This window comes from Limnobacter sp. SAORIC-580 (assembly GCF_013004065.1).
In the GTDB taxonomy this organism is placed as follows: Bacteria; Pseudomonadota; Gammaproteobacteria; order Burkholderiales; family Burkholderiaceae_B; genus Limnobacter; species Limnobacter profundi.
Genome location: NZ_CP053084.1, coordinates 423,500 through 447,533, shown reverse-complemented (window position 1 = coordinate 447,533; position 24,034 = coordinate 423,500). Strand labels below are relative to the sequence as shown.

The following is a 24,034-nucleotide window of genomic DNA, read 5'->3' as shown; positions in this document are numbered from 1 at the left end:
AGCAAGCCGGAATCAAAAAAAGCCTGTACCCAAAAAGGAGACAGGCTTTTGGAGTTACTGCAAAACAACAATCAGAACGGAATGTCATCATCCAGATCGGCCACGCTTTGTGGGGCTGAGCGCTGCGGTGCAGGTGCAGATGAACGCATGCTGCTGCCACCCGAGTTGCGGCTAGGCGCTGGCGACTGATCAAAATCATCGCCTGCCCCCATGGATGAACCACCGCCGCCACCACCGCCCTCACGACCACCCAGCAATTGCATCTGATCTGCAATAATTTCAGTGGTGTATTTATCCACGCCCGACTGGTCTTGCCACTTGCGTGTTTTCAGACGGCCCTCGATATACACCGAGCGGCCTTTCTTGCAGTACTCGCCTGCAATTTCCGCCAGGCGGCCATAAATTACAACACGGTGCCATTCAGTTTCTTCGCGCTTTTCACCCGTGTTTTTGTCTTTCCAGCTGCTCGACGTGGCCAAGGCCAGGTTCACTACAGCACCGCCATCGGGCAGGTAGCGCACGTCGGGGTCTTTGCCCAAATTACCAACCAGAATTACTTTGTTTACTGAGGCCATGGAATGAATTGCTCCTTAAATTCTTGAATACGTATTGAAATGCATTTGAGCGAGACTACTTATTGCCGCGCTGAGTTGAGTTTGCCAAGTGTGACTAAGCAAGTGGACTTGTTGAGCCATCAGCAGGTACCTGAACTGCGGCCACCGTGGCTGCGCGTGGGGGCAAGGCTTTAATACCCATGGCCAACAAAAACCACGCAACCACCAGAAACAACACACATTCAAACACACCTTGCGCGCCCAGGTGGCGAAACACAAGCCCGCCCAAAGCGCCACCTGCAAAAAGCCCCAATGCCTGAGAAGTATTATATACACCCAAAGCCAAACCCCGGTGACTGAGGGGTGCCACTCGTGACACCCACGAGGGAAGGGTAGCCTCAAGCAAATTAAAGCCCACAAAGTAGGCAAGTAACAGCACAACCAGCGCCCAGCCTTGGTTTGAAAACAACACGAAACCCAAAAGCACCGCACCCATCAGGCCGATTGAACCCAGTTTCACCTGCTTGGTTTTCGCTTTTTTCTCGGCCCACACCATCAGTGGCACCATCAGCACGAACGAGCCCAATACCACCGGCAAATACACCTTCCAGTGTTCAGCCAGTGGCAATTCAAGACTGCTGAGCAGCAGGCTGGGGACCACCACAAAAAGGGACATTTGCGTTAAATGCAGGGTAAAAATACCCAGGTTCAAGCGCAGCAAATCGGGCTGGGTAAGCACGGCCCAGCCATCGGCAAAACTGCCCTTGAGCTTGGCTTCCTGATCGGCCAAATTGGGGGTGGGCAACAGCCAAATCACCACACCAATGCCCAGAATACTCAGCACACCGGTCATGGCAAACAGCCCGCTTAAGCCAAAAAACTTGTACAACACCGGCGAAAACACAAGCGACAAAGCAAAAGTAACGCCAATGGAGGCACCAATCATGGCCATGCCTTTGGAGCGCACCTCATCGCGGGTTACATCGGCCAGCAAGGCCGACAGGGCTGCCGAAATGGCACCAGCGCCCTGCAAGGCGCGCGCCCACACAAGCTGCTCTACTGTTTCGGCCACATAGCCCAACCAGCAACCAGCAGCAAACAACAACAGGCCACCGATAATAATGGGCTTTCTGCCCAGTTTGTCTGAGGCCCAACCCAAGGGAATTTGCATACAAGCCTGTGCAAGGCCATAAATACCCATGGCCAGGCCCACCAAGCTTAAATTGTCCCCACCAGGCATACCTGCAGCATGCAAGGAGAACACGGGCAAAATCATGAACATGCCGAACATGCGCAACGCGTAGATGCTGGCCAGCCACCCGGCCGCTTTGCGCTCGGCGGGCAGCATTTTGAAAGCATCGGGGGCTGCGGTATGGCTCACGGTCTTGCGGCTCATGTGTGATTGAAATTCAAGGGCTTGAACAACCCTTGCAGATGTCTTGTTCCGGGAAACCGTCTATAGTATCAGGTTGGCCGCTGATTCCATTTGTTGTACCGCATGAACTCCATACGCATTCGTGGCGCTAGAACCCACAACCTGAAAAACATTTCGCTCGACCTGCCCCGCGACTCGCTTGTGGTGCTGACCGGGCTGTCTGGCTCGGGCAAATCCAGCCTGGCCTTCGACACCTTGTATGCCGAAGGACAACGCCGTTACGTGGAAAGTTTGTCGGCATACGCCCGCCAGTTCTTGCAATTGATGGAAAAACCCGATGTGGATTTGATCGAGGGGCTGTCCCCCGCCATTTCCATTGAACAAAAAGCCACCAGCCACAACCCGCGCTCCACCGTGGGCACAGTGACTGAAATTCACGACTACCTGCGCTTGCTGTTTGCCCGTGCCGGCACACCCCGTTGCCCTGAACATGACCTTGAACTGAGTGTGCAGACAGTTTCAGAGATGGTGGACACCGTACTGAGCTGGCCCGAGGAAGCGCGCATCATGATTCTTGCGCCGGTGTTGAACCAGCGAAAAGGCGAACATGTGGATTTGCTCAACGACCTGCGCGCGCAGGGCTTCGTGCGCATTCGCCTGAAAAAGGGTCCACAAGACGCGCCCGAAATTCTGGAACTGGACAAACTCCCGCCGCTGGACAAACACCACAAGCACAATCTGGACGTGGTGGTTGATCGCCTGAAAGTGCGCGTGGATGCCCGCCAGCGCCTGGCGGAAAGTTTCGAGACTGCACTGCGGCTAAGCGATGGCAAAGCCATCGCAGTGAACCTGGACACGAACACTGAAACCGTGTTTTCCAGCAAATTTGCCTGCCCGGTGTGCGACTACAGCCTGACCGAACTGGAACCCCGCTTGTTCTCGTTCAACAACCCGGCTGGCGCCTGCCCGGTGTGCGATGGCCTGGGCCATGAAACCTTTTTCGACCCTTTGCGCGTGGTGGCCCACCCCGATATATCGCTGGCTGCGGGCGCAATCAGCGGCTGGGATCGCCGCAATGCCTTGTACTACCAAATGATTCAAAGCCTGGCTGCGCATTATGGCTTCGACCCGGAATCGCCCTGGAACGAGTTGCCAGAAGATGTGCAGCAGGTGGTGTTGTATGGTTCTGGCAGCGAGCAAATTACGTTCACCTATTTGAGTGAACGCAGCAAACCGGTGGCCAAAACCCATGCCTTTGAAGGCATTTTGCCCAACCTCACACGCCGCCACCGCGACACCGACTCTTCTGCGGTACGCGATGAACTGGGCAAGCTGATGGCGGTGCGAAGTTGCCAAGCCTGCCAAGGCTCACGCCTGAAAACCGGCGCTCGTCATGTGTTCATTGGCGAACACGAACACCGCAAGGCCTTGCACCAGGTCACTGAGCTGCCCATTCACAAAGCACTGAGTTATTTTGAAGCCATGCAAATGCAGGGTGCCAAAGGGCAAATTGCAGAAAAAATTGTGGTGGAGATCAAGGCGCGTTTGCAGTTTTTGAACGACGTGGGCTTGAACTATTTAACGCTGAACAGAAGTGCAGATACGCTAAGCGGCGGTGAAAGCCAGCGCATACGGCTGGCCAGCCAGATTGGTTCCGGGCTTACCGGCGTGATGTATGTGCTGGACGAGCCCTCGATTGGTTTGCACCAGCGCGACAACGATCGCCTGATACAAACCCTGTTGCGTCTGAAAAATTTGGGCAACACTGTACTGGTGGTTGAACACGATGAAGACGCCATTCGCTGCGCCGATTATGTGGTGGACATGGGTCCTGGCGCCGGCGAACACGGTGGCCAGGTGGTTGCACAAGGCACACCTGCTGAAATTCTGGCCAGCCCGGAATCGCTGACTGGCCAGTACCTGAATGGCAAGCGGAAAATTGAACGCCTAAGCCCACTGCGCTTGCCCGACCCGGCGCGCATGCTGACCATTCACAATGCCACTGGCAACAATTTGAAAGACGTTACCGCCAGCGTTCCCGTGGGCTTGTTTGTATGCGTGACGGGTGTTTCAGGTTCAGGCAAATCAACCCTGATCAACGACACTTTACTGGCCGAAGCCGCACACCAGTTGAACCGTGCGCACAAGGAAGGCGCACCACACAGCCACATCAGCGGGCTTGAACATTTCGACAAAGTCATTGCAGTCGACCAAAGCCCGATTGGCCGCACACCCCGAAGCAACCCGGCAACCTACACGGGTTTGTTCACGCCCATTCGTGAATTGTTCGCAGGCGTGCCCGCCTCGCGCGAGCGCGGTTACGATGTGGGCCGCTTTTCATTCAACGTAAAAGGTGGGCGCTGTGAAGCCTGCCAGGGCGATGGTGTGGTGAAAGTGGAAATGCACTTTTTGCCCGACTTGTATGTGCCTTGCGACGTGTGCCACGGCAAGCGTTACAACCGTGAAACACTTGAAATTTTGTACCGTGGAAAAAGCATTGCCGAGGTACTGGAATTAACAGTTGAACAGGCGTTGGAAGTGTTCGCGGCTGTACCCAATATTGCACGCAAACTACAAACCCTGATTGATGTGGGTCTTGGTTATATTCGCCTTGGGCAATCGGCCACCACGCTGTCGGGCGGCGAAGCACAGCGGGTAAAGTTGTCGCTTGAGCTTTCAAAACGCGACACCGGCAAAACCTTGTACATACTGGATGAGCCCACCACTGGCCTGCACTTTCATGACATTGCCATGTTGCTGAAAGTATTGAACCCGCTGGTTGAACAAGGCAATACCGTGCTGGTGATTGAGCACAACCTTGACGTGATTAAATGCGCAGACTGGGTGCTGGACATGGGCCCAGAAGGTGGCGATAACGGCGGCATGCTGATTGCTGAGGGCACACCCATGGACATTGCAAAAAATGCAAACAGCCACACCGGAAAATTTTTGGCCCGCTTTTACAACGACGAGTCTGACAAAGCACAACGCGCCAACGGCTTGTAGTTAAACGCGCGCTTTGTTTACATTCAACAAATCAATTCCACGGGCGAGATCACCGCGGGCCCTGTCGTTGAGCGGTTCGCTTTGTACCCTGTAGGTTAAGTTGTCGACCAGCGCTTGAAGCGCAATGACATTGACTCCTCCGTGCATCTGCCGGTGTTCAAAACCCCGACCAGCTACGCTATTCTTGGCGGGCACTACATCCACTACCAGTGATTCATGCCCCTGCCCTGCCCAGCTCAGGCTTTCGGTGTTGCCAGGCTTGGATTTAAACCCGAGTTGACTCAAGCCCTGGTGATCAAGATCGGACAGACGATCCATGGCAGAGGGGCTAACCACCACATCCAGATCATTGGGTCTACGTGCGGTTGAGTCTGTAATCGATCGATGATGAAGCGCCAAGGCGACACTTCCTCCGATTGCATACTCGCTGGCACTGCCAAACAGTTCATTCAAACCCAACAGTAATTTGCCTGCATCGGGCGTGTTCAAAATTTCAGCCAAGGCAGCGCTAATGGCTGGCGGCTGTTTGTTCAAGACTTGTGGGTCGACGGGCAAACCATGGCTGGTGCGCACAAGGCTAGGTACAGGCACATCAAGGCTTAGGTTAAATGAAGGTGGTCTCATGACTGTTGGCTGCACGTTTGAAGGACTACTGAGTAGCTACATCATGGCGAGAGTTCCGGGCTGAAACCGGGTCATTTTTTCAGTCATGTACAATAGGTGGCTCTTTTTAGCAGTGGGAGCACCATGAACGAACAACTCGAAACCCTATTCAAATACATCGAACCAGCCAAGCTGCTGGACCTTGGTTTGCAAGCCGCAAAATTTTTTCTAGTCATCGTGGTTGCCCTGATTGTGTTGCGCTTGGTAAAAACAGCAATCGATCGCGTGGGTATGCGCATGCAGGCACGCAGCAAAACGCTGGATGATCAAAAACGAATCGAAACCCTGATGCGCGTGCTGAAATACGTGGCCAATGTGGTCATTTTGCTGCTCGGTGCTTTGATTGCCTTGGGCACCATTGGTATATCCATTGCCCCTGTGCTGGCCGCTGCCGGTGTGGTGGGTTTGGCCGTTGGTTTTGGCGCACAAAGTTTGGTGAAAGATTACTTCACCGGTATTGTGCTGCTGATTGAAAACCAGATTCGCGCCGGCGACTTCATTGAAGTGGGTGGCAAGAGCGGCACGGTCGAAAATGTAACCCTGCGGTATGTGCGTTTGCGTGACGCACACGGCAATGTGCATTTTGTTCCAAACGGTCAGATTGATTCGGTGACCAACTCCACCATGGACTTTGCCTATGCAGTTGTTGATGTCGGCATCGCCTACAAAGAGGAAGTCGACGTAGCCATTCAGGTGATGCAAAAAGTGGGCACTGAATTGGCGGAAGACAAAGAGTGGGGAGCGAAGATTACCGAACCCATGTCGACCTTTGGTGTGCAAGAACTTGCCGATTCAGCCGTGATTGTTCGCGTGCGATTTAAAACGCTGCCAGGCGAGCAATGGGGCGTGCGCCGTGAGTACAACAAGCGCATTAAAGCGGCGTTTGACAATGTTGGCATTGAAATTCCATTCCCTCACGTGACCATGTGTCCAAGTGGTGGAAGTGCTGTGGATCTGCCAGCGCAGATTTCGTCGAGCTGAGTTTCAGAGCAGGGTGAGGTTTGTGTGCTGCGCCGACACAACCCACCGATGCACAACAAAAAAGCCGCTGGTCGAAACCAGCGGCTTTTTTACGACTTATTTTATGACTTGGTAAATTCCGATTAACGCGGCAGTACAGTAGCGCCCATCAGGAACTCGTCCACTTCACGTGCCGCCTGGCGACCTTCACGAATCGCCCACACCACCAAAGATTGACCACGGCGCATGTCGCCCGCAGCAAATACCTTGTCCACATTGGTGCGGTAGCAGCCATCACCATCGGTGGTGGCTTTGGCATTGCCGCGGTTGTCTTTCTCAACACCGAAAGCATCCAAAATACTTTTCGCAGGGTTGGTAAAGCCCATGGCAAACAGCACCAGGTCCGCATCGACCACGAACTCGGAACCTGCAATTTCCTGCATTTTCATTTGGCCGGTGGCTTCGTCTTTTACCCATTCAACTTTCGCGCACTTGGCTGCTTTCACATTGCCTTTGCCATCGTCGATGAATTCTTTGGTGGTCACTGCCCAGTCGCGTGCCACGCCTTCTTCGTGTGAAGAAGAAGTGCGCATTTTCATGGGCCAGTATGGCCACACCAAAGGCTTGTTTTCCTCTTCGGGTGGCTGGGGCATCAATTCAATTTGCGTAACCTGCTTGGCACCGTGGCGGTTGGATGTACCCACGCAATCGGAGCCAGTGTCGCCACCACCAATCACGAGCACGCTTTTCTTCGTGGCCATGATTTGGTCTTTCAACTTGTCACCCGCATTCACACGGTTTTGCAGTGGCAAGAATTCCATTGCAAAGTGAACGCCTTTCAATTGGCGGCCAGGAATTGGCAAGTCGCGCGGTACTTCTGAACCACCTGTCAAAATAACGGCGTCAAACTGTGCCATCAATTCTTTCGGTGTAACGGTTTCCTTGGCCAGGTTGGTGATGCCACCCTCGGCCAATTTTTCGCCCACGAACACGCCGGTTTTGAAGGTGACACCTTCGGCCTGCATTTGCTCGACGCGACGATCAATGTGGAACTTCTCCATCTTGAAGTCGGGGATGCCATAGCGCAGCAAACCACCAATGCGGTCGTTCTTTTCAAACACAGTAACATCGTGACCCACACGCGCCAGCTGCTGTGCAGCGGCCATGCCTGCGGGGCCTGAACCCACCACAGCCACTTTCTTGCCGGTTTTCTGGGCGGGCACCTGGGGCACTACCCAGTTGTTTTCCCAGCCTTTGTCGATAATTGCGTGCTCAATACTCTTGATGCCTACGGGTTCTTCGTGAATACCCAGTGTGCAAGCCGCTTCACAGGGAGCCGGGCAAATGCGGCCCGTAAATTCCGGGAAGTTGTTGGTGCTGTGCAGGGTGTGCAAAGCCGCCTTCCAGTCTTGCTTGTAAACCAGATCATTGAAGTCGGGGATGATGTTGTTGACCGGGCAGCCGTTGTTACAAAACGGAATACCGCAGTCCATGCAACGTGCACCCTGAATTTTGGCTTCGTCGTCGTTCAATGTAATAACAAATTCTTTGTAGTGCTTGACGCGCTTTTCGGGAGCCTCGCTGGCTTCCTTCAAACGCTCAAACTCCATAAATCCTGTGACCTTTCCCATTTTTCAAATCCTCACTAACAGGTTGGTTCTCAAGCAGCCACGGCAGGTTTGGCCTGCGCTGCCACGTACAGTTCTTTCAGGGCGCGTCGGTATTCTGTCGGGAATACTTTCACGAACTTCTTGCGCTCAGTGCCCCAGTTTTCAAGAATTTCCTTGGCACGTTCGCTGCCGGTGTAACGGGCATGGCGTTCGATCAGGCTCTTCAGAATCACTTCATCGGGCTGACGGTCCGCACCACGTGCGGGGCTGTGCCAAATTTCGCGATTGCCCAAGGCTTCCTGTTCGGTTGCGGGCACCACTTCTTCCAGCTCAACCTGCGCCATGTTGCAACGCTTGGCAAACAGGCCGTCGATGTCGTACACATACGCCATACCGCCGCTCATGCCCGCTGCAAAGTTGCGGCCGGTTTCACCCAGCACAACCACAGTACCGCCAGTCATGTATTCGCAACCGTGGTCACCAGTGCCTTCAATCACAGCGGCCGCGCCTGAATTGCGAACTGCGAAACGTTCGCCAGCCACACCGCTCAGGAATGCTTCACCAGCAATTGCGCCGTACAACACGGTGTTGCCCACAATCATGTTTTCTTCAGACAAACCACGGAAGTCGTTGGTGGGGCGAACAATGATTCGACCGCCACTCAAACCCTTGCCCACGTAGTCGTTGCCCTCACCCACCAGGTCCGCGGTTACACCGTGGGCCAGGAATGCGCCGAAGGATTGACCCGCAGTGCCGGTGAACTGAATGTGGATGGTGTCGTCTGGCAAGCCTGCGTGACCGTACTTCTTGGCCACCTCGCCGGACAACATGGCACCCGCAGTGCGGTTCACGTTCTTGATCGGTGTGATGAAAGAAACACGCTCGCCTTTGTCCAAGGCTGGCTTGGCCAGTTGAATCAGTTTCTGATCCAGCGCCTTGTCCAATCCGTGGTCCTGGCTGCCAGTATGCAACAGCGGCTCTGTAGTGCCTTCCGGTACCCACAGCAAGCGGCTGAAGTCCAGACCCTTGGCTTTCCAGTGAGTAATGCCTTTTTTCATGTCCAGCAGGTTCGCGCGACCAATCAGGTCGTCAAACTTGCGAATGCCCAACTGCGCCATGATTTCGCGCACTTCATTGGCCACGAAGAAGAAGTAGTTCACCACATGTTCTGGCTTGCCGGTGAACTTCTTGCGAAGTTCGGGGTTCTGTGTGGCCACGCCCACGGGGCAAGTGTTCAAGTGACACTTGCGCATCATGATGCAGCCTTCAACCACCAACGGTGCAGTTGCAAAACCGAATTCATCTGCACCCAACATGGCACCAATGACCACGTCGCGGCCTGTTTTCATTTGACCATCGACCTGCACACGGATACGACCACGCAAACCGTTCAACACCAAAGTTTGCTGTGTTTCAGCCAAGCCCAGTTCCCAGTTGGTACCGGCATGCTTGATTGAAGACACGGGCGATGCGCCTGTACCACCATCTTGACCGGCGATCACCAGGTGATCGGCCTTGGCTTTGGACACACCTGCTGCAATCGTGCCCACGCCGACTTCAGACACCAGCTTCACAGAAATGGAGGCCTGTGCGTTCACGTTTTTCAGGTCGTGAATAAGCTGGGCCAAATCTTCAATGGAGTAAATGTCGTGGTGCGGGGGTGGGGAAATCAGACCCACGCCAGGCACGGAGTAACGCAGTTTGCCGATGTACTCAGACACCTTGCCACCGGGCAACTGACCACCCTCACCAGGCTTGGCACCTTGCGCCATTTTGATCTGGATTTGATCAGCGGAAGTCAGGTACTCGGCAGTTACGCCGAAACGGCCTGAAGCCACCTGCTTGATGCGTGAGCGCAGTGAATCGCCTTTCTTCAAGGGGAAGTCGGCAACCACGACATCGCCCAGTTCACTCTTGAGCGTGGCGCCTTCGCCAATGGGGCCAGTGCCCGGGCCAAACTTGTCAAGGCCGGCACGCAACTCAGCGCTGTAACGCTTTTCATCCTCACCGCCTTCACCGGTGTTGCTCTTGCCGCCAATGCGGTTCATGGCAACTGCCAGTGTTGAATGCGCCTCAGTCGAGATGGAACCCAGTGACATGGCACCGGTTGCAAATCGCTTCACGATTTCTTCAGCGGCTTCCACTTCTTCAATTGGAATGGCTTTGGAAGGATCGATCTTGAACTCGAACAAGCCACGCAAGGTCATGTGGCGCTTGCTTTGATCATTGATGATCTGCGCGTATTCCTTGTAAGTGTTGTAAGTGCCGGAACGGGTGGCGTGCTGCAATTTCGCAATTGCATCGGGGGTCCACATGTGTTCTTCACCACGGGTACGCCAGGCGTATTCACCACCCGCATCCAGAGCACCTGCCAACACGGGGTCTGGGCTGAATGCAGCCTGGTGTACACGAATGGCTTCCTCGGCCACCTCGAATACGCCAATGCCTTCCACCTTGGTGGGGGTGCCTGCAAAGTAGGCATCGATAAATGCCTGGTTCAAACCCACGGCTTCGAAAATTTGCGCGCCGGTGTAGCTCATGTAGGTAGAAATGCCCATCTTGGACATCACTTTCATCAAGCCCTTGCCCACCGCCTTGATGTAGTTGTACACCGCTTTTTCCGGGCTCAGGTCACCTGGCAAGCCTTTGCTCATGTCAGCAATGGTTTCCATGGCCAGGTAGGGGTGCACTGCTTCAGCACCGTAACCGGCCAACAAAGCAAAATGGTGGGTTTCACGGGCAGACCCAGTTTCAACCACCAGGCCGGTGGAGGTGCGCAAGCCCACTTTCACCAAATGCTGGTGAATGGCAGACACGGCCAACAATGCCGGAATGGCCACGTTGTCACGGCTCATCATGCGGTCGGTGATGATCAGAATGTTCACACCCTGTTTCACGGCATCGCGGGCTTCGGCACACAGGGAAGCGATGCGCGCTTCAATGCCTTCCTTGCCCCAGGCCACTGGGTAACAAATGTTCAGTTCGTGGCTGGTGAATTTGCCGCCAGTGAAGGCTTCAATGTTGCGAATCTTCGCCATGTCTTTGGAAGTGAGCACAGGCTGTGACACTTCAAGACGCATGGGCGGGTTGATATTGTTCAAATCCAGCAGGTTTGGCTTGGGACCGATGAAGCTGTTCAAGCTCATCACCAGGTTTTCACGGATCGGGTCGATCGGGGGGTTGGTCACCTGCGCGAACAACTGCTTAAAGTAGTTGTACAGCGGCTTGAGCTTGTTGGACATCACCGCCAATGGGCTGTCGTTGCCCATGGAACCAGTGGCCTCTTCCCCGCTTTGCAGCATGGGGGCCATCAGGAATTTGAGGTCTTCCTGGGTGTAACCAAATGCTTGCTGGCGATCCAGCAAAGTTTCATTGGGTTCGATGGGCTCAGGCTGCCCTTCCACTTCATCCAGCTTCACACGAATGGTATCAATCCACTGCTTGTAAGGCTTGGCGGCGCTAAGCTGGTTCTTCAACTCGTCGTCGTTAATAATGCGGCCAGCTTCCATGTCGATCAGGAACATTTTGCCGGGCTGCAGGCGCCACTTCTTCACAATCTTGCTTTCTGGAATTGGCAATGTGCCAGATTCAGAAGCCATCACAACCAAATCGTCTTCGGTCACGATATAACGCGCTGGGCGCAAGCCGTTGCGGTCAAGCGTGGCACCAATCTGCTTGCCATCGGTGAAGGCCATGGCGGCAGGACCGTCCCAGGGTTCCATCATGGCGGCATGGTACTCATAGAAGGCACGGCGATTGTCGTCCATCAAGGTGTGCTGCTCCCACGCTTCCGGCACCATCATCATCATGGCTTGGGCAATCGGGTAGCCCGCCATCACCAGCAGCTCGAGACAGTTGTCGAAACAGGCTGTGTCGGATTGACCTTCGAAAATCAGGGGGTACAGCTTTTGCAGATCGTCGCCCAACACGGCGCTCTTCATCACGCCTTCGCGTGCGCGCATCCAGTTGAAGTTGCCTTTTACGGTGTTGATTTCACCGTTGTGCGCCAACATGCGGTAGGGGTGAGCCAGTGGCCACTCGGGGAAGGTGTTGGTTGAAAAGCGCTGGTGAACCAGTGCCAAGGCAGACACGCAACGCGCATCTTTCAGGTCGAGGTAGTATTCGCCAACCTGGTTGGCCAACAACAGGCCTTTGTACACAATAGTACGGGCGCTCATGGAAGGGCTGAAGTATTCAGTGCCGTGCGCCAGGTTCAGGTTCTTGATGGCGTGCACTGCGCGCTTGCGAATCACATACAGTTTGCGTTCCAGCGCATCGGTCACCATGATGTCGCGGCCACGGCCTACAAACACCTGGCGAATCACGGGTTCTTTCAAACGAACAGTGGGGCTCATGGGCATGTCTGCATTCACCGGCACATCGCGCCAGCCCAACAGTACCTGGCCTTCGGCTTTCACAGCGCGCTCAATTTCCTGCTCGCAGGCAATGCGTGATGCTGTTTCTTTGGGCAAGAACAACATACCCACGCCGTATTCACCGGCGGGTGGCAGTGTTACGCCCTGCTTGGCCATTTCTTCACGGAAGAAGGCATCGGGAATCTGAATCAGGATACCGGCACCGTCGCCCATCAATGGGTCGGCACCCACGGCACCACGGTGGTCCAGGTTTTCCAGAATTTTCAGGCCGCCCGCAATAATGTCATGCGTACGCTTGCCTTTGATGTGCGCCACAAAGCCAACGCCACAGGCGTCGTGTTCATTGCTGGCGGAGTACATGCCTTTTTCTTCGGCAATCTTTCTGATGTCTTGGTGTTGCATGGAAAAGCCCCTGATTTCAGTACGTGGGTCACTTTACTGCACTGCCGCAAGATTCTCAAGGAAAATAAAAGGGGTCTGACCCTAATTAATGCACCCCATCGAAATCAGGGCCATTTAATTGGGGACACACCAAATAACATGCACTTAATTTGTGCTTTTGATTGCTTTGGCAGGTCGCCCACGCGGTCGGGGGCGAACCGGTCGATTCGCAAGCTCTTGAATTTGCGTGCAAAAAGAATCATCGCTCCAAAGCCACCCTTTTTGCAAGCACTGCAAAAGCCCCGAAGTGTCATGCTCGCCCAAACCTTGTTCACTGAACTGCCTGTAGCGGCTTTGGCGCTCGAAGGGCGTGTTGCCCAATTGCCAGTAAATCGGCAAATCTGCCAACCAGGCTTCATTCACCACCCCGGCATGGGCAGCAAAACTGCTCCAGGGATAAGTAGCCAAATCAGGGGCACCTGCCGCACGCATGGCCAATTGCTCAACAAACAGGCAGGCTTTCAAGCTGTGCAAACCGGGCTGAACCACTGTGGATTTAAACCGGGGCTCCCACAGCGCACTGGAATGCACTGCTTGCACCTGCCGAACAGCAGGCGAAAAATGCCGGTTCAGGTTTTGTACAAAACGCCCGGCTTGGGCAGCCTGGGCAGTGCTGATCATGAGCAATGCGCCTGACGGCACCTGGCAATATGCATGAATTGCCACGTCTTCTTCGGAAGCGCTTTGGGGCAACTGGGCATGAAACAGGGAAAAAGCCTCGCGGGTTTTAAATACGTCCTGCCCGGCGACGCCCTGTAACTCCAGCACCATGGGACATTCAGGAATAAACAGTCGGGCTTGGCGAGCCATGGGGCGCTGGTGTTACTGAACGCCGGGCACAGTCAGGCGCTGATGCTCTTTCATGGCATAGCGGTCGGTCATGCCGGCAATGTAGTCCGCGATTGCACGCGGTATATCAGCTTCGGAACGCTGAAAAAACTGGGGTGGCAACAGGCGTGGATCATCCATGAAAATATGGAACAACTCCTGAACCACGCGACGAGCCTTTAACGTGGCGCGCAACACTTGATAGTGTTGATACAGGGCTTTGCGCAAAAACACCTTCAGGGCGTGGTTCAGCTCAGCCATTTCCGGGCTGAAACCAATCAACTTGTCGGCCAATTGAACATCGGCAACACAGGTGGGTTTCATGGCTTGAATTCGGCGCTCCGATTCATGCAAAAGGTCTTGAACCAAAGCATTGATAATGCCACGCACAGTTTCATGAATCAGCCTGCGACCTTCAATATTGGGGTGACGGGTTTTCACACGGTCCAAGTGTATTTTGAACAGCGGAACCTCGGCCGCTTGCTCCAGGGTAATCAGACCTGAACGCAAACCATCGTCAATGTCATGGTTGTTGTAGGCAATTTCATCGGCCAGGTTAGTCACTTGTGCTTCAAGCACCGGACGGCGGTTGCTTAAAAAACGGTCGGCCACTTCACCCAGCTTCTCTGCATTGGGCCTCGAGCAATGTTTCAAAATACTTTCACGGGTTTCAAAGCACAAGTTCAGGCCATTGAAACTGGCATATTTCTCTTCCAGCTCATCCACAACCCGCAGGCTTTGCAGGTTGTGCTCAAAGCCCCCGTGCGGGGCCATGCATTCATTGAGTGCGTCTTGCCCGGCGTGGCCAAAGGGCGTGTGCCCCAAATCATGGGCCAGCGCCACCGCCTCGGTTAACTCCTCGTTCAAGCCCAGGTTGCGGGAAATGCTGCGCGCAATTTGTGCCACTTCAAGGCTGTGGGTGAGGCGTGTGCGGTACAAATCACCTTCGGTGTTTACAAATACCTGGGTTTTGTATTCAAGGCGACGAAACGCTGCACTGTGAATAATGCGGTCACGGTCACGCTCAAATTCGGTTCGGCCTTCCGGGCTTTTCTCAGGGTGCAGCCGGCCACGTGTGTTCGTGGAACTGACTGCATACGGGGCCAAACTGAGTTCGAAGTTGCGCACTGTTAGTCCCCTGCCCCCATTTCCTGCAATGTTTGCCGTACAAGGGCCTCATCGGCCGGCGAGGTGGATGCCCCACCCAGGCCATTCAACAGCACATATTTAATCGAGCCCGAATCCGCTTTTTTGTCATGGGCCATCAGCGCCATGAACTTGTCCACGCCCAAGCGTGGCGGAATGGCTGGCAACCGGGCATCAATCACAATCTTCTTCAGGCGGGCAGATTCTTCCACGCTCAGGCGACCCATGCGGCGGCACAAATCGGCAGCAATCACCATGCCACAACCCACGGCCTCGCCGTGGTACCACTGGCCATAGCCCATGCCTGCTTCAATCGCATGCCCGAAGGTATGACCAAAATTCAAAATGGCGCGTATGCCACCTTCACGTTCATCTTTAGACACCACATCGGCCTTGATCTCGCAGGAACGCTTCACCACGAGCGCCAACAACTCGGGATCACGGTTCAGCAGAGCGGGCATGTTGGCCTCGACCATGTCCAGGTATTCAGTGTCTGCGATTGCGCCATGCTTGATGATTTCAGCCAGGCCGCAACTCAGTTCGCGATCCGGCAAGGTGTTCAGGGTAGAGATATCGGTCAACACCATTTGCGGCTGGTAAAACGCACCAATCATGTTTTTGCCCAAGGGATGGTTGATACCGGTTTTTCCACCCACCGAACTGTCCACCTGACTCAGCAAAGTGGTGGGCACCTGAATAAAGGGAATTCCGCGCATGAAGGCGGACGCCGCAAAGCCGCCCATGTCCCCAATCACACCGCCGCCCAGCGCCACCAACACGGTTTTGCGGTCGCAGTGGTTTTGCAACAAGGCATCAAACACCCGCTGCAGGGTGGGCCAGTCTTTGTATTCCTCGCCGTCCGGCAGGCTGACCACATGTACCAGCTTCGCACCTGCTTGCTGCAACGTGGTTTTCAAACGTTCTGCATACAACGGCCCTACCGTGGTGTTGGTACAAATCATCACGGTTTTACCCGCCACATGGGGCTGAAAAAGGGCAGCCTTGTCTAGCAGGCCCGCGCCGATGTGAATCGGGTAACTGCGTTCGCCCAAATCAACTTCAAGGGTGTATTGACTCATTCTGTTCCGGTGGCCTTCTGTTCAGTGTCGGGCGCCTTTTGGCCCAATTTTAAAGCATGGCTGATTTTGTTCACAATTTGGTAAACAGGTTGCCGGCCAGTCTCCACGACCACATCGGCGCACTGTTTGTACAGTGGCAATCGCGCTGCCAGCAATTCTTCAATTTTCTTGCGGGGGTTGGGGCCTTGCAGCAAGGGGCGGTTCTTGTCCATCCGCGTGCGTTGGTACAGTTCAGCCGCCGAGGCGCTTAAATACACCACAGCACCAATTTGCTTCAGAAGTTCACGATTTTCTGGCGCCAGCACGATGCCGCCGCCGGTGGCGATCACCTGCCTTTCCCGGCCAACAAAGCTGGCCAGCGCAGTCGATTCTCGTCGACGAAAACCAGCCTCGCCCTCAATCTCGAAAATAACGGGAATACTGACACCTGTTTGATGCTCGATCAGGTGATCGGTGTCAGTGAATTCCCAGGACAGATGCTTGGCCAAGGCCTTGCCGACTGTGCTTTTGCCGGCACCCATCATGCCCACCAGCACAATGCATTGATTAGACACTTCGTTAAGTCTTTGTGAACAATCAAATCATTGTACGGTAAAGCATGTGCTATTGGCTTGTAAGCACAACCGGCGTCAAAAAGATTAACAATTCAGCACGGCGCTTGGATTCATTTTTGCCACGAAACAAGACACCCAACCCCGGGATATCACCCAAAAACGGGGTTTTGTCATTCAGCACATTGTCATCTTCTTCGAAAATACCACCCAGAACCACTGTGCCTCCGTCGCTGACCAAAACTTTGGTTTTCACCCGGCGTGTGTCGATCGCAGGTCCGTTGGAAGTTTCTATTCCGATGGAGTCTTTCGCAACATCCACATCCAGCAGCACCGTGCCGTCGGGTGCAATTTGAGGTGTCACTGCCAACTTCAAATTGGCCTCCTTGAACTCGGTGGCTGTTGCACCACTGCTGGTGGCAATTTGGTAAGGAATTTCAGTACCCTGCTCAATCAAGGCAGGTTCTTTGTTCGAGGTAATGACGCGGGGATTGGACACCGTGCGCACCTTGTTTTCAATTTCAAGCGCCCGAAGCTGCAAATTGATCAATCGCGTTGAATTGGCATTGAACAGGGTGTAGCCCAAATTGGTCGCGTTTTCAACACCGGTATTCACGAAATTGCCGCTGCCAAACTGATCGCCAACATCCTCAAAACCCGGGTCGGCCCGAGCTGACAAAGCCCGCAACCTGATGCCCAAATCTCGAGACACCGAGGTATCTGCAAGCACAACACGCGCCTCAATCATCACCTGCTTCACAGGTTTGTCCAGACCATTGATGATCATGCTGATGCGCTCAAGCCGGGTAGGCGTGTCTTGAACGAAAATCTGGCTGGTGCGCTCATCTGAAATCAAGGTGCCTCGAGCCGACAACAGTTTGGAATCCTCTGATTTGATCAACGCCACCAAGTCGGCTGTTTTTTGATAGCTCACCTGAAACACCTTGGACACCAAGGGCTCCATTTCGTCCTGAGCACGGCGGTTGGCGGTTTGAAACTGATCGTTGGTGACATCCGTGGGCGTGGAAACCAACAACACATTGCCCGACTGGCTCGACACCAAACCTTTGGAGCGCATCACAATGTCCAGCGCCTGGTCCCACGGTACATCTTTAAGAAACACCGTCACCTTGCCCTGAACCGAGTCGCTCAACACCAGGTTCATTTTTGTAAAGTCGGCAAACACCTGCATCACGGTGCGTATATCAGCATCCTTGAAGTCGAGCGTAATTGGGCGACCTATGTATCGGGCCACCACACTTTGCTCTGAAGTTGCGGGCTTCAGTTCAATTGCCTTTGTTTGTGCAGCCATGTTTTGCGTCGGGCTTAGCTCAACCTCCACCACTGGTCCACGTTGACGCACCAGGTGCGTGGCACCATTCAGTTTCATCTGAACAGTCAATGCCAAATCTCCAGGCTTCAACTCCGCCATGGCAATCGGTGAATCTCCAGTGGTTTGCAATTGCCGCGCAACACCCGAAGCAAGTTGCGCATTGGCGAACCTGACTTTCAACTGGTCGTTCAGCAGCATCGCGTCCGCTACAATATCGGGCCGATCGAACTCCAGCCGAAGCACCCATTTCCCAGCCAATTTGTCCATCTTCCAGGCTTTCATGACCGGGCCTTCTGCAATCATTGCAGGCCTGCCCATGATCTGCGCAACAGTGTCTTTGAGCTCACTTTGCTCAGACAACACCGCTGCCTGCCCGCCGTTGGGCTGAAAGGGTTTTGGTCCGGAGAATGTCAGCTCAATTGCGCGATCTTTTTGATTAAGCTGCACTTCGTAATTTTGCGCCAACTCAAACACAAGTCGGGTTTTTCCGCCCGCCGCGATCAGCTGGGCCTTTTTGATTCTGCTGCCCGAGGGAAAAGCCATGGGTAGCGTGCTGTTGCCCAATTCAACGGGAAAATCAAGCACCTGTCGGGCAGGGTTTGCAATCCGGAACAAGCCCAATTTGCCATCGAAATCCTGATCAAAAAACAGGGTCACGCGGGCCTGGTCGGCCAACTCTTCCAGTTTGGCGTCCACCACCGCCAGGGCATGAACTTGAAAATGCATCAGCAAACCCGCTGCCAGCGCAACTGCCTTAAAACAAGTTCGCACAAACCCAGCATTAAATAGTTGATTGTTCATTGAGCATCCTCGGGTATGTTCACTGGCATCAAGTTCAGTTCAAGGCGCTTTTCTCCCGCCCTGGAGTCTATTCGCGACAGCACAACCTGCCCCGGTCCAAAAGAGGTCACTTTGTAGGTGCCCAACACGTAACTGCCCACCCCAACAACATGGTCGACGTGCCCGTCATTCAGAATGGCAACACGTTGACCAGCCGACTCAATCAAACCCGTCAGGCGCAACGATTCCGCCGACAAATTAACGGCTGCGCGCCGATCGGCCTCATCGCCCCATTGGGTACTCGACCATTGAAACAAACGACCGGTGATCGGCGGTAAATCTGCCGCACGAACACTCAAGTTGCCCGCGTGTTGTAACGCGCTTGAATCTTCAGGCTCTGATACATCCCCAGCTTGCCTCTGACCCGCGTTCAGGCGTTGCCCCAACTCCGCCATGGCCACGGCGTGATTGTCCTGGGGATCTCCCAATTCAGGAAAAAAGGGCACCAGCAGTATCGAAAAGAGAAAGTCCATCATGGGTTTTCGACCTCCACGGCTTGCGGTGCATTCAAGGGCAGTTGTGCAAAGGCATTCAGCTCACCGGTCATTTTCCAACCACCCTCATCCGGCAAATACGCCATGTCAAACTCCTTCAAACTCACCTGGCGGCTAAGTGCGGCAATGTAATTCGGCAAACGTGAAATTGCATCGCCATCACCGCGCACACTGACTGTCACCGGCACCACACGCATCACTTCGCGGTTCAATGGCTCTTTGGGCGTAAACTCGGCAAGCTTTAATTCGTGATCCAGAATCACTTCATTGATACGCTCCAGCAGCGAGGCCAGTTCACGCTCAGAGGGCAAGGCCATTTTCAGCAAAGGCAACTGCACCTCCAGTTGAGCCAATTCAGCCTCAATCGCAGGTCGGTCCAGCAACAAACGCGACTGCGTATCCAGACGGGCCAAAGATTCCTGAATATTGGTTTCAAGTTGTGTGCTTACGGTTAAGGTGTCTTTCCAGAACAGAAAAAAACCCAGCACCAAAAACACCAACCAAAGCCCCCCAATCAACAACAGCCTTTTTGACCAAGGAAGCAAGGGCAGTTCATCGGCCAAGTCCCGAAAACTCATCTCATCCAGGCGCATGCTCAGCACCTCGCAAAATAGCCCTGATCTCAAACAGATGGCGGTTGTCCACCACGCCCTTGACCGTCTGCTTCGGCTCAGTCACCGATACCAGGTCGACTGATTCGAACAGGCTGTTGCCAGCCTCCATTTGGTCCACCCACTGCGCCAGGCTTGACACCGCATCAGTAAAGCCGTTGATGATCAACACGTCTTTGCTCACAAACAAACGCGTCATCGACACATTGGAAGGCACCGTCCCGTCAAGGAAAGAAACCCATCTGCTTGCAAGAATCGATTCTTTTTCCACCGCCTCCAAAGCACTCACCTGGCGATTCAACACCGTCACCTTGTCTTTCATGGCTTGAACCTCGGCCACGCGTGTCGCCATTTCTGATTCCATCGCGCTCAAATTGCCAAGAAATTCCTCTTGTCTTGCCACGCGCGCGCTAAATTCGCTGCCAATGGCGTAGCAGGCACCCAAACCGAGCACTACACCCACCGTCAACTCGGCCATGAAACGGCGCTTTCTGCGTGTCTCACGCAACACCCGGTAAGGGTAAAGATTGAATAGAATTACTCGCATGGCATCGCCTCCAAAGCACCAAACGGCACCACGTCGTCATGCCATCGTCCTTGCAATTCTTTTCGGGGAGAAATATCAATCAAGCGTGGTGACAAGGTTTGGCTGCGTTTGGCAGTTGACTCACATCCTTTTGCATACATCAGCTCGCCTCCAAGAATCAGGCGAACCGAAGCAACCTCCTCAGGGGCACCGTCTCGTGTCCAAGTCGATACAAGGCGCTCCAGCGCAGACACTGCCTGCACCACCGAGAAGCCCTCCTCGCTGTGCTCCCAGCTTTCATTGAACAGCACACCTTGAGAGAAAACGGCCAATCGAACATGGTGGCGAGACAGTTCACCGTGCAACAGGAAACGGATATCTGCCGACTTCAATGCAGCAGGAGCCATCTGCAAATAGCCATTCATGGCAGCCACGGTGTCCAGCGTAATGCCCAGACAGGTCAATCCACAGGACTGGCAGGCACGCATGATTTCATCAACCTGTTTTTGGTCAATTCCTGCAACAGCCAGGCTAATGCTGCCATCTGACAGTTCTGCCTTCACCTGCCAATCAAAAGCAGCCTCACGCTCCGATTCCCCCGCAGCGGCTTCCATCAATTCCTGAATCTGAAAACGAATCAAGTTCTCGCGCTCATCCTTGGCCACGCCAATCTCCCCCAAATAAGCATGTTTGGAAGGCACAGAAACCACCACGAACTGTGGCTTGGCCAGAGTGGGTGGTAGCTCCCGAATTGCAGCCACGATCGCTTGCTCCAGGGATGCCGCGCTCAACAAAGCATCATCCTGAGGGACAAGCTCCAGGGTACCGCCACCCGATGCACGAATCGACTTGAATGACAGGCGGCCCTGGCGCTCAATTTCTCCGTAAACCCACCGCCACCTGCCACCACTGAACGAGATGGACAAGGCATGGGCCGCGCCCGCGTGCAAGCTAAAAAACCACTTTCGAACTGATTTCATGAATGAACCCTGAGCAAGGTAGAGCTTCAGGGTAGAGAATTCAGCGTAGCCAGCTAACCCTCATTGGAGGGGTACAACCACTAGGGGGAGAGCACGAATTCACCACTAGAGTCAACGATCGGAAATTCCCGTGCGTTGGCAGATACAATGTAACCACTGACACCAATCCTGCTCCGACCTGTGAATTCAAACAAAATCCGCCTCAAGCACCACTCCGATGGCTTTATTGCGACCGCGCTCACCGTACTGATCGGCTTGGGCGTGTCTGGCGCGCTGCTCGTGGGCGTGGCCTTGGCACTTATTTTCCCCAAGTTACCCGACCTCGATACCCTGACTGATTACCGACCCAAAGTGCCGCTGCGCGTGTTGACTACCGATGGCGTACTCATCGGTGAATTTGGCGAAGAACGGCGCCGCCCAGTCGACATTACCGAGGTGCCCTTGGTGATGCAACAAGCCATTTTGGCGGCCGAGGACGATCGGTTCTACGAGCACGGCGGCATCGACTTCATGGGCGTTGCACGGGCCTTGGTGACCAACGTCACCTCGGGCGGGCGCACACAGGGCGCCAGCACCATTACCATGCAGGTCGCCCGCAATTTCTTCCTGACCCGAGACAAAACCTGGACCCGCAAACTGTATGAAGTGCTGCTGGCCTACAAAATTGAAGACAGCCTGAGCAAAGACGAAATTCTGGAGCTTTATATCAACCAGATTTACCTGGGCCAACGCGCCTACGGGTTTCAATCTGCCTCACAAGTGTATTTCGGCAAACCGCTGCGCGACATCAATGCCGCAGAGGCAGCCATGTTGGCTGGTTTGCCCAAAGCGCCCTCTGCCTACAATCCAATCGTAAATCCAAGCCGTGCCCGTGTGCGCCAGGAGTATGTACTACGCCGCATGAACGACCTCGAGTATCTCGACGATGCACAGTTTGAAGAAGCCTTGAACACCGAGTTGGTGTACCGCAACCGCAAAGCCAACGGCGATGACATCGAGGCCACAACAGGCCTGACCATCAATGCTGACTATGCAGCTGAAATGGCACGCCAGGCCGTGGTTGAAATGTATGGCGAAGAAGCCTATACCTCGGGCATCACCGTGACCACAACCTTGATTGCAAAAGAACAGCGTGCTGCCCAGCGCGCCTTGCGCAACAGCGTGATGGACTATGAACTGCGTCAATTCTTCCGTGGCCCTGAAGGCTACATTGAGCTGCCCAACGACCCAAAAGAAGCCGAAGAAGTCATCGGTGACAACATCAGCGACTACACCGACTACGGCTTTTTACAAAGCGCAGTGGTGCTATCAGCCAGCCCCACTGAAGTGGTGGTGTCGCAAGGCGCAGGGGAGCCCCTAAAACTGACAGGCACAAGCCTGAAGCCTGCAGAAAGCTGGTTAAATGAACGCGCCCCAGCCAACAAACGACTGAAACGTGGTGCTGTTGTGCGTATTTTAAAACGCAAAGACCAGCCCCCCATGCTGACGCAATTGCCTGAAGTGGAAGCTGCGTTTATTGCCATTAGCCCCAAAGACGGCGCAATCCGCGCCCTGTCCGGTGGGTTCGAGTTTTCTCGCAACAAATTCAACCATGTCACCCAAGCCACCCGCCAACCGGGCTCGGCATTCAAGCCATTTGTGTATTCTGCTGCACTTGAAAAGGGAATCACACCAACCACACTGGTGGCCGATGAGCCCATTTTTGTGCCAGCCGACACCCCGGGTGGCAAGGACTGGAGCCCGAAAAACTACGATGGCAAGTACGATGGCCCCATGTTGCTCAAAGAAGGCCTGGCCAAGTCGAAAAACATGGTGTCCATCCGGGTGCTACAAGAAATTACCCCACAATACGGCCAGCGTTGGGCCACACAGTTTGGCTTTCCTGCTGCCAATGTGCCGCCCTACCTCACCATGGCCTTGGGCGCTGTTACAACAAACCCCCTTCAAATGGCCAGCGCGTTTGCCGTATTTGCCAATTCGGGTTACCGCGTCAAACCCTATTTGATTGAAAAAATCACCGATGGCACCGGTCGAATTGTGGCCCGTGCCCGCCCTGCTGTTGCTGGCGAGGAAGCCAACCGTGTAATCGATGCCCGCAATGCATTCCTGACCACCCGCCTTCTGCGCGAAGTGGTTGAGCGCGGCACAGCCACCCGGGCCAAAGTGCTCAACCGGGGAGACATTGTTGGCAAAACAGGCACCACCAACGACAGCCACGACGCCTGGTTCGCAGGCTACAACAGCGACATTTCGGCGGTGGCCTGGGTTGGCTACGACCAACCCCGCAACCTGGGTGCCCGCGAAACTGGTGGAGGCCTGGCCTTGCCAATCTGGATTGATTACATGAAAGTGGCGCTGGCTGATTCACCAGAAAAACCACAAGTGGTCCCCCCAGGCATTGAATACATCGACGGGAATTATTACTACTCCGAATACACACCCGGCAATGGCGTGGGCCGCATCGATGTGAACGGCGGTGGCGACGACATTCCAAGCCTTTTCAATTTCCTGAAAGGCTTGGGCGGCATGCTCGAGGGCAGCGGCGAAGCACCCATCAGTGGCAACCCCACCGCAGGCGATGGTACCAGCCACGCGGCACCAGCCCGCCCGCGAGAGCAGCCGCGGGATGATATTGAACGGCTGTTCGGCAACAACTAAAAC

General features: G+C 54.4%; 17 protein-coding genes. 3 read left to right on the top strand and 14 right to left on the bottom strand.

The genetic code is table 11. The features are described 5' to 3' along the window. Positions 1–71: 71 nt before the first annotated feature. On the bottom strand, positions 72–575 hold the full coding sequence (ssb, locus tag HKT17_RS02080) for a single-stranded DNA-binding protein (RefSeq protein WP_171097448.1): 504 nt from the start codon (positions 573–575) through the stop codon (positions 72–74). 94 nt (positions 576–669) lie between these two features. Further along, on the bottom strand, positions 670–1,950 hold the full coding sequence (locus HKT17_RS02075; protein ID WP_171097446.1) for an MFS transporter: 1,281 nt from the start codon (positions 1,948–1,950) through the stop codon (positions 670–672). A gap of 102 nt (positions 1,951–2,052) precedes the next feature. Between HKT17_RS02075 and uvrA the strand changes: the two genes are divergently transcribed. Further along, positions 2,053–4,935: an excinuclease ABC subunit UvrA gene (gene uvrA / locus HKT17_RS02070; protein ID WP_171097444.1), complete on the top strand. Its 2,883-nt coding sequence runs from the start codon at positions 2,053–2,055 to the stop codon at positions 4,933–4,935. On the opposite strand, the gene HKT17_RS02065 is transcribed toward uvrA, so the two are convergent. After that, positions 4,936–5,559 carry a hypothetical protein gene (locus tag HKT17_RS02065; protein ID WP_171097442.1) on the bottom strand — a complete coding sequence of 208 codons (624 nt, stop codon included), beginning with the start codon at positions 5,557–5,559 and terminating at the stop codon, positions 4,936–4,938. Positions 5,560–5,682: 123 nt separating this feature from the next. Here HKT17_RS02065 and HKT17_RS02060 point away from each other — a divergent pair, with 123 nt between their 5' ends. Next, entirely contained in the window at positions 5,683–6,579 is an 897-nt protein-coding gene (locus HKT17_RS02060) for a mechanosensitive ion channel family protein (RefSeq protein WP_171097441.1), read from the top strand. A 122-nt stretch (positions 6,580–6,701) separates the two neighbouring features. On the opposite strand, the gene HKT17_RS02055 is transcribed toward HKT17_RS02060, so the two are convergent. From HKT17_RS02055 to HKT17_RS02005, 11 genes are all read right to left on the bottom strand, one after another. Beyond that, the gene (locus HKT17_RS02055) at positions 6,702–8,189 is read right to left on the bottom strand and encodes a glutamate synthase subunit beta (protein WP_171097439.1); all 1,488 of its coding nucleotides are present in this window, start codon (positions 8,187–8,189) and stop codon (positions 6,702–6,704) included. 29 nt (positions 8,190–8,218) lie between these two features. After that, a complete protein-coding gene (locus HKT17_RS02050) occupies positions 8,219–12,946 on the bottom strand; it encodes a glutamate synthase-related protein (RefSeq protein WP_171097437.1) in 4,728 nt (1,575 codons plus the stop codon). 144 nt (positions 12,947–13,090) lie between these two features. Next, positions 13,091–13,795: a hypothetical protein gene (locus tag HKT17_RS02045; protein WP_171097435.1), complete on the bottom strand. Its 705-nt coding sequence runs from the start codon at positions 13,793–13,795 to the stop codon at positions 13,091–13,093. Positions 13,796–13,807: 12 nt separating this feature from the next. Then, a complete protein-coding gene (locus HKT17_RS02040; protein ID WP_371815435.1) occupies positions 13,808–14,971 on the bottom strand; it encodes a deoxyguanosinetriphosphate triphosphohydrolase in 1,164 nt (387 codons plus the stop codon). Next, positions 14,944–16,038 carry a 3-dehydroquinate synthase gene (aroB, locus tag HKT17_RS02035; RefSeq protein ID WP_171097431.1) on the bottom strand — a complete coding sequence of 365 codons (1,095 nt, stop codon included), beginning with the start codon at positions 16,036–16,038 and terminating at the stop codon, positions 14,944–14,946. Before aroB ends, HKT17_RS02040 begins: the two co-directional genes overlap by 28 nt. After that, positions 16,035–16,592 (bottom strand): shikimate kinase, encoded by a 558-nt coding sequence (locus HKT17_RS02030; protein WP_335618241.1) that lies wholly within the window; start codon positions 16,590–16,592, stop codon positions 16,035–16,037. The genes aroB and HKT17_RS02030 overlap by 4 nt, the downstream gene beginning before the upstream one ends. A 49-nt stretch (positions 16,593–16,641) precedes the next feature. Continuing rightward, on the bottom strand, positions 16,642–18,723 hold the full coding sequence (locus HKT17_RS02025; RefSeq protein WP_171097429.1) for a type IV pilus secretin PilQ: 2,082 nt from the start codon (positions 18,721–18,723) through the stop codon (positions 16,642–16,644). After that, on the bottom strand, positions 18,720–19,238 hold the full coding sequence (locus HKT17_RS02020; protein WP_105028092.1) for a hypothetical protein: 519 nt from the start codon (positions 19,236–19,238) through the stop codon (positions 18,720–18,722). Before HKT17_RS02020 ends, HKT17_RS02025 begins: the two co-directional genes overlap by 4 nt. Further along, on the bottom strand, positions 19,235–19,849 hold the full coding sequence (locus HKT17_RS02015) for a type IV pilus inner membrane component PilO (RefSeq protein WP_171097427.1): 615 nt from the start codon (positions 19,847–19,849) through the stop codon (positions 19,235–19,237). The genes HKT17_RS02020 and HKT17_RS02015 overlap by 4 nt, the downstream gene beginning before the upstream one ends. Next, on the bottom strand, positions 19,836–20,414 hold the full coding sequence (locus tag HKT17_RS02010) for a PilN domain-containing protein (protein ID WP_146106626.1): 579 nt from the start codon (positions 20,412–20,414) through the stop codon (positions 19,836–19,838). The genes HKT17_RS02015 and HKT17_RS02010 overlap by 14 nt, the downstream gene beginning before the upstream one ends. Next, on the bottom strand, positions 20,405–21,373 hold the full coding sequence (locus HKT17_RS02005; protein WP_105028089.1) for a hypothetical protein: 969 nt from the start codon (positions 21,371–21,373) through the stop codon (positions 20,405–20,407). Before HKT17_RS02005 ends, HKT17_RS02010 begins: the two co-directional genes overlap by 10 nt. A gap of 180 nt (positions 21,374–21,553) precedes the next feature. Between HKT17_RS02005 and HKT17_RS02000 the strand changes: the two genes are divergently transcribed. Next, positions 21,554–24,031 carry a penicillin-binding protein 1A gene (locus HKT17_RS02000; RefSeq protein WP_171097425.1) on the top strand — a complete coding sequence of 826 codons (2,478 nt, stop codon included), beginning with the start codon at positions 21,554–21,556 and terminating at the stop codon, positions 24,029–24,031. Positions 24,032–24,034 lie beyond the last annotated feature (3 nt).

Bases quoted from the DNA above. Each gene is read 5' to 3' on its own strand.
- ssb (WP_171097448.1), bottom strand. From the start codon at position 575: ATGGCCTCAGTAAACAAAGTAATTCTGGTTGGTAATTTGGGCAAAGAC.
- HKT17_RS02075 (WP_171097446.1), bottom strand. From the start codon at position 1,950: ATGAGCCGCAAGACCGTGAGCCATACCGCAGCCCCCGATGCTTTCAAA.
- uvrA (WP_171097444.1), top strand. From the start codon at position 2,053: ATGAACTCCATACGCATTCGTGGCGCTAGAACCCACAACCTGAAAAAC.
- HKT17_RS02065 (WP_171097442.1), bottom strand. From the start codon at position 5,559: ATGAGACCACCTTCATTTAACCTAAGCCTTGATGTGCCTGTACCTAGC.
- HKT17_RS02060 (WP_171097441.1), top strand. From the start codon at position 5,683: ATGAACGAACAACTCGAAACCCTATTCAAATACATCGAACCAGCCAAG.
- HKT17_RS02055 (WP_171097439.1), bottom strand. From the start codon at position 8,189: ATGGGAAAGGTCACAGGATTTATGGAGTTTGAGCGTTTGAAGGAAGCC.
- HKT17_RS02050 (WP_171097437.1), bottom strand. From the start codon at position 12,946: ATGCAACACCAAGACATCAGAAAGATTGCCGAAGAAAAAGGCATGTAC.
- HKT17_RS02045 (WP_171097435.1), bottom strand. From the start codon at position 13,795: ATGGCTCGCCAAGCCCGACTGTTTATTCCTGAATGTCCCATGGTGCTG.
- aroB (WP_171097431.1), bottom strand. From the start codon at position 16,038: ATGAGTCAATACACCCTTGAAGTTGATTTGGGCGAACGCAGTTACCCG.
- HKT17_RS02025 (WP_171097429.1), bottom strand. From the start codon at position 18,723: ATGAACAATCAACTATTTAATGCTGGGTTTGTGCGAACTTGTTTTAAG.
- HKT17_RS02020 (WP_105028092.1), bottom strand. From the start codon at position 19,238: ATGATGGACTTTCTCTTTTCGATACTGCTGGTGCCCTTTTTTCCTGAA.
- HKT17_RS02015 (WP_171097427.1), bottom strand. From the start codon at position 19,849: ATGCGCCTGGATGAGATGAGTTTTCGGGACTTGGCCGATGAACTGCCC.
- HKT17_RS02010 (WP_146106626.1), bottom strand. From the start codon at position 20,414: ATGCGAGTAATTCTATTCAATCTTTACCCTTACCGGGTGTTGCGTGAG.
- HKT17_RS02005 (WP_105028089.1), bottom strand. From the start codon at position 21,373: ATGAAATCAGTTCGAAAGTGGTTTTTTAGCTTGCACGCGGGCGCGGCC.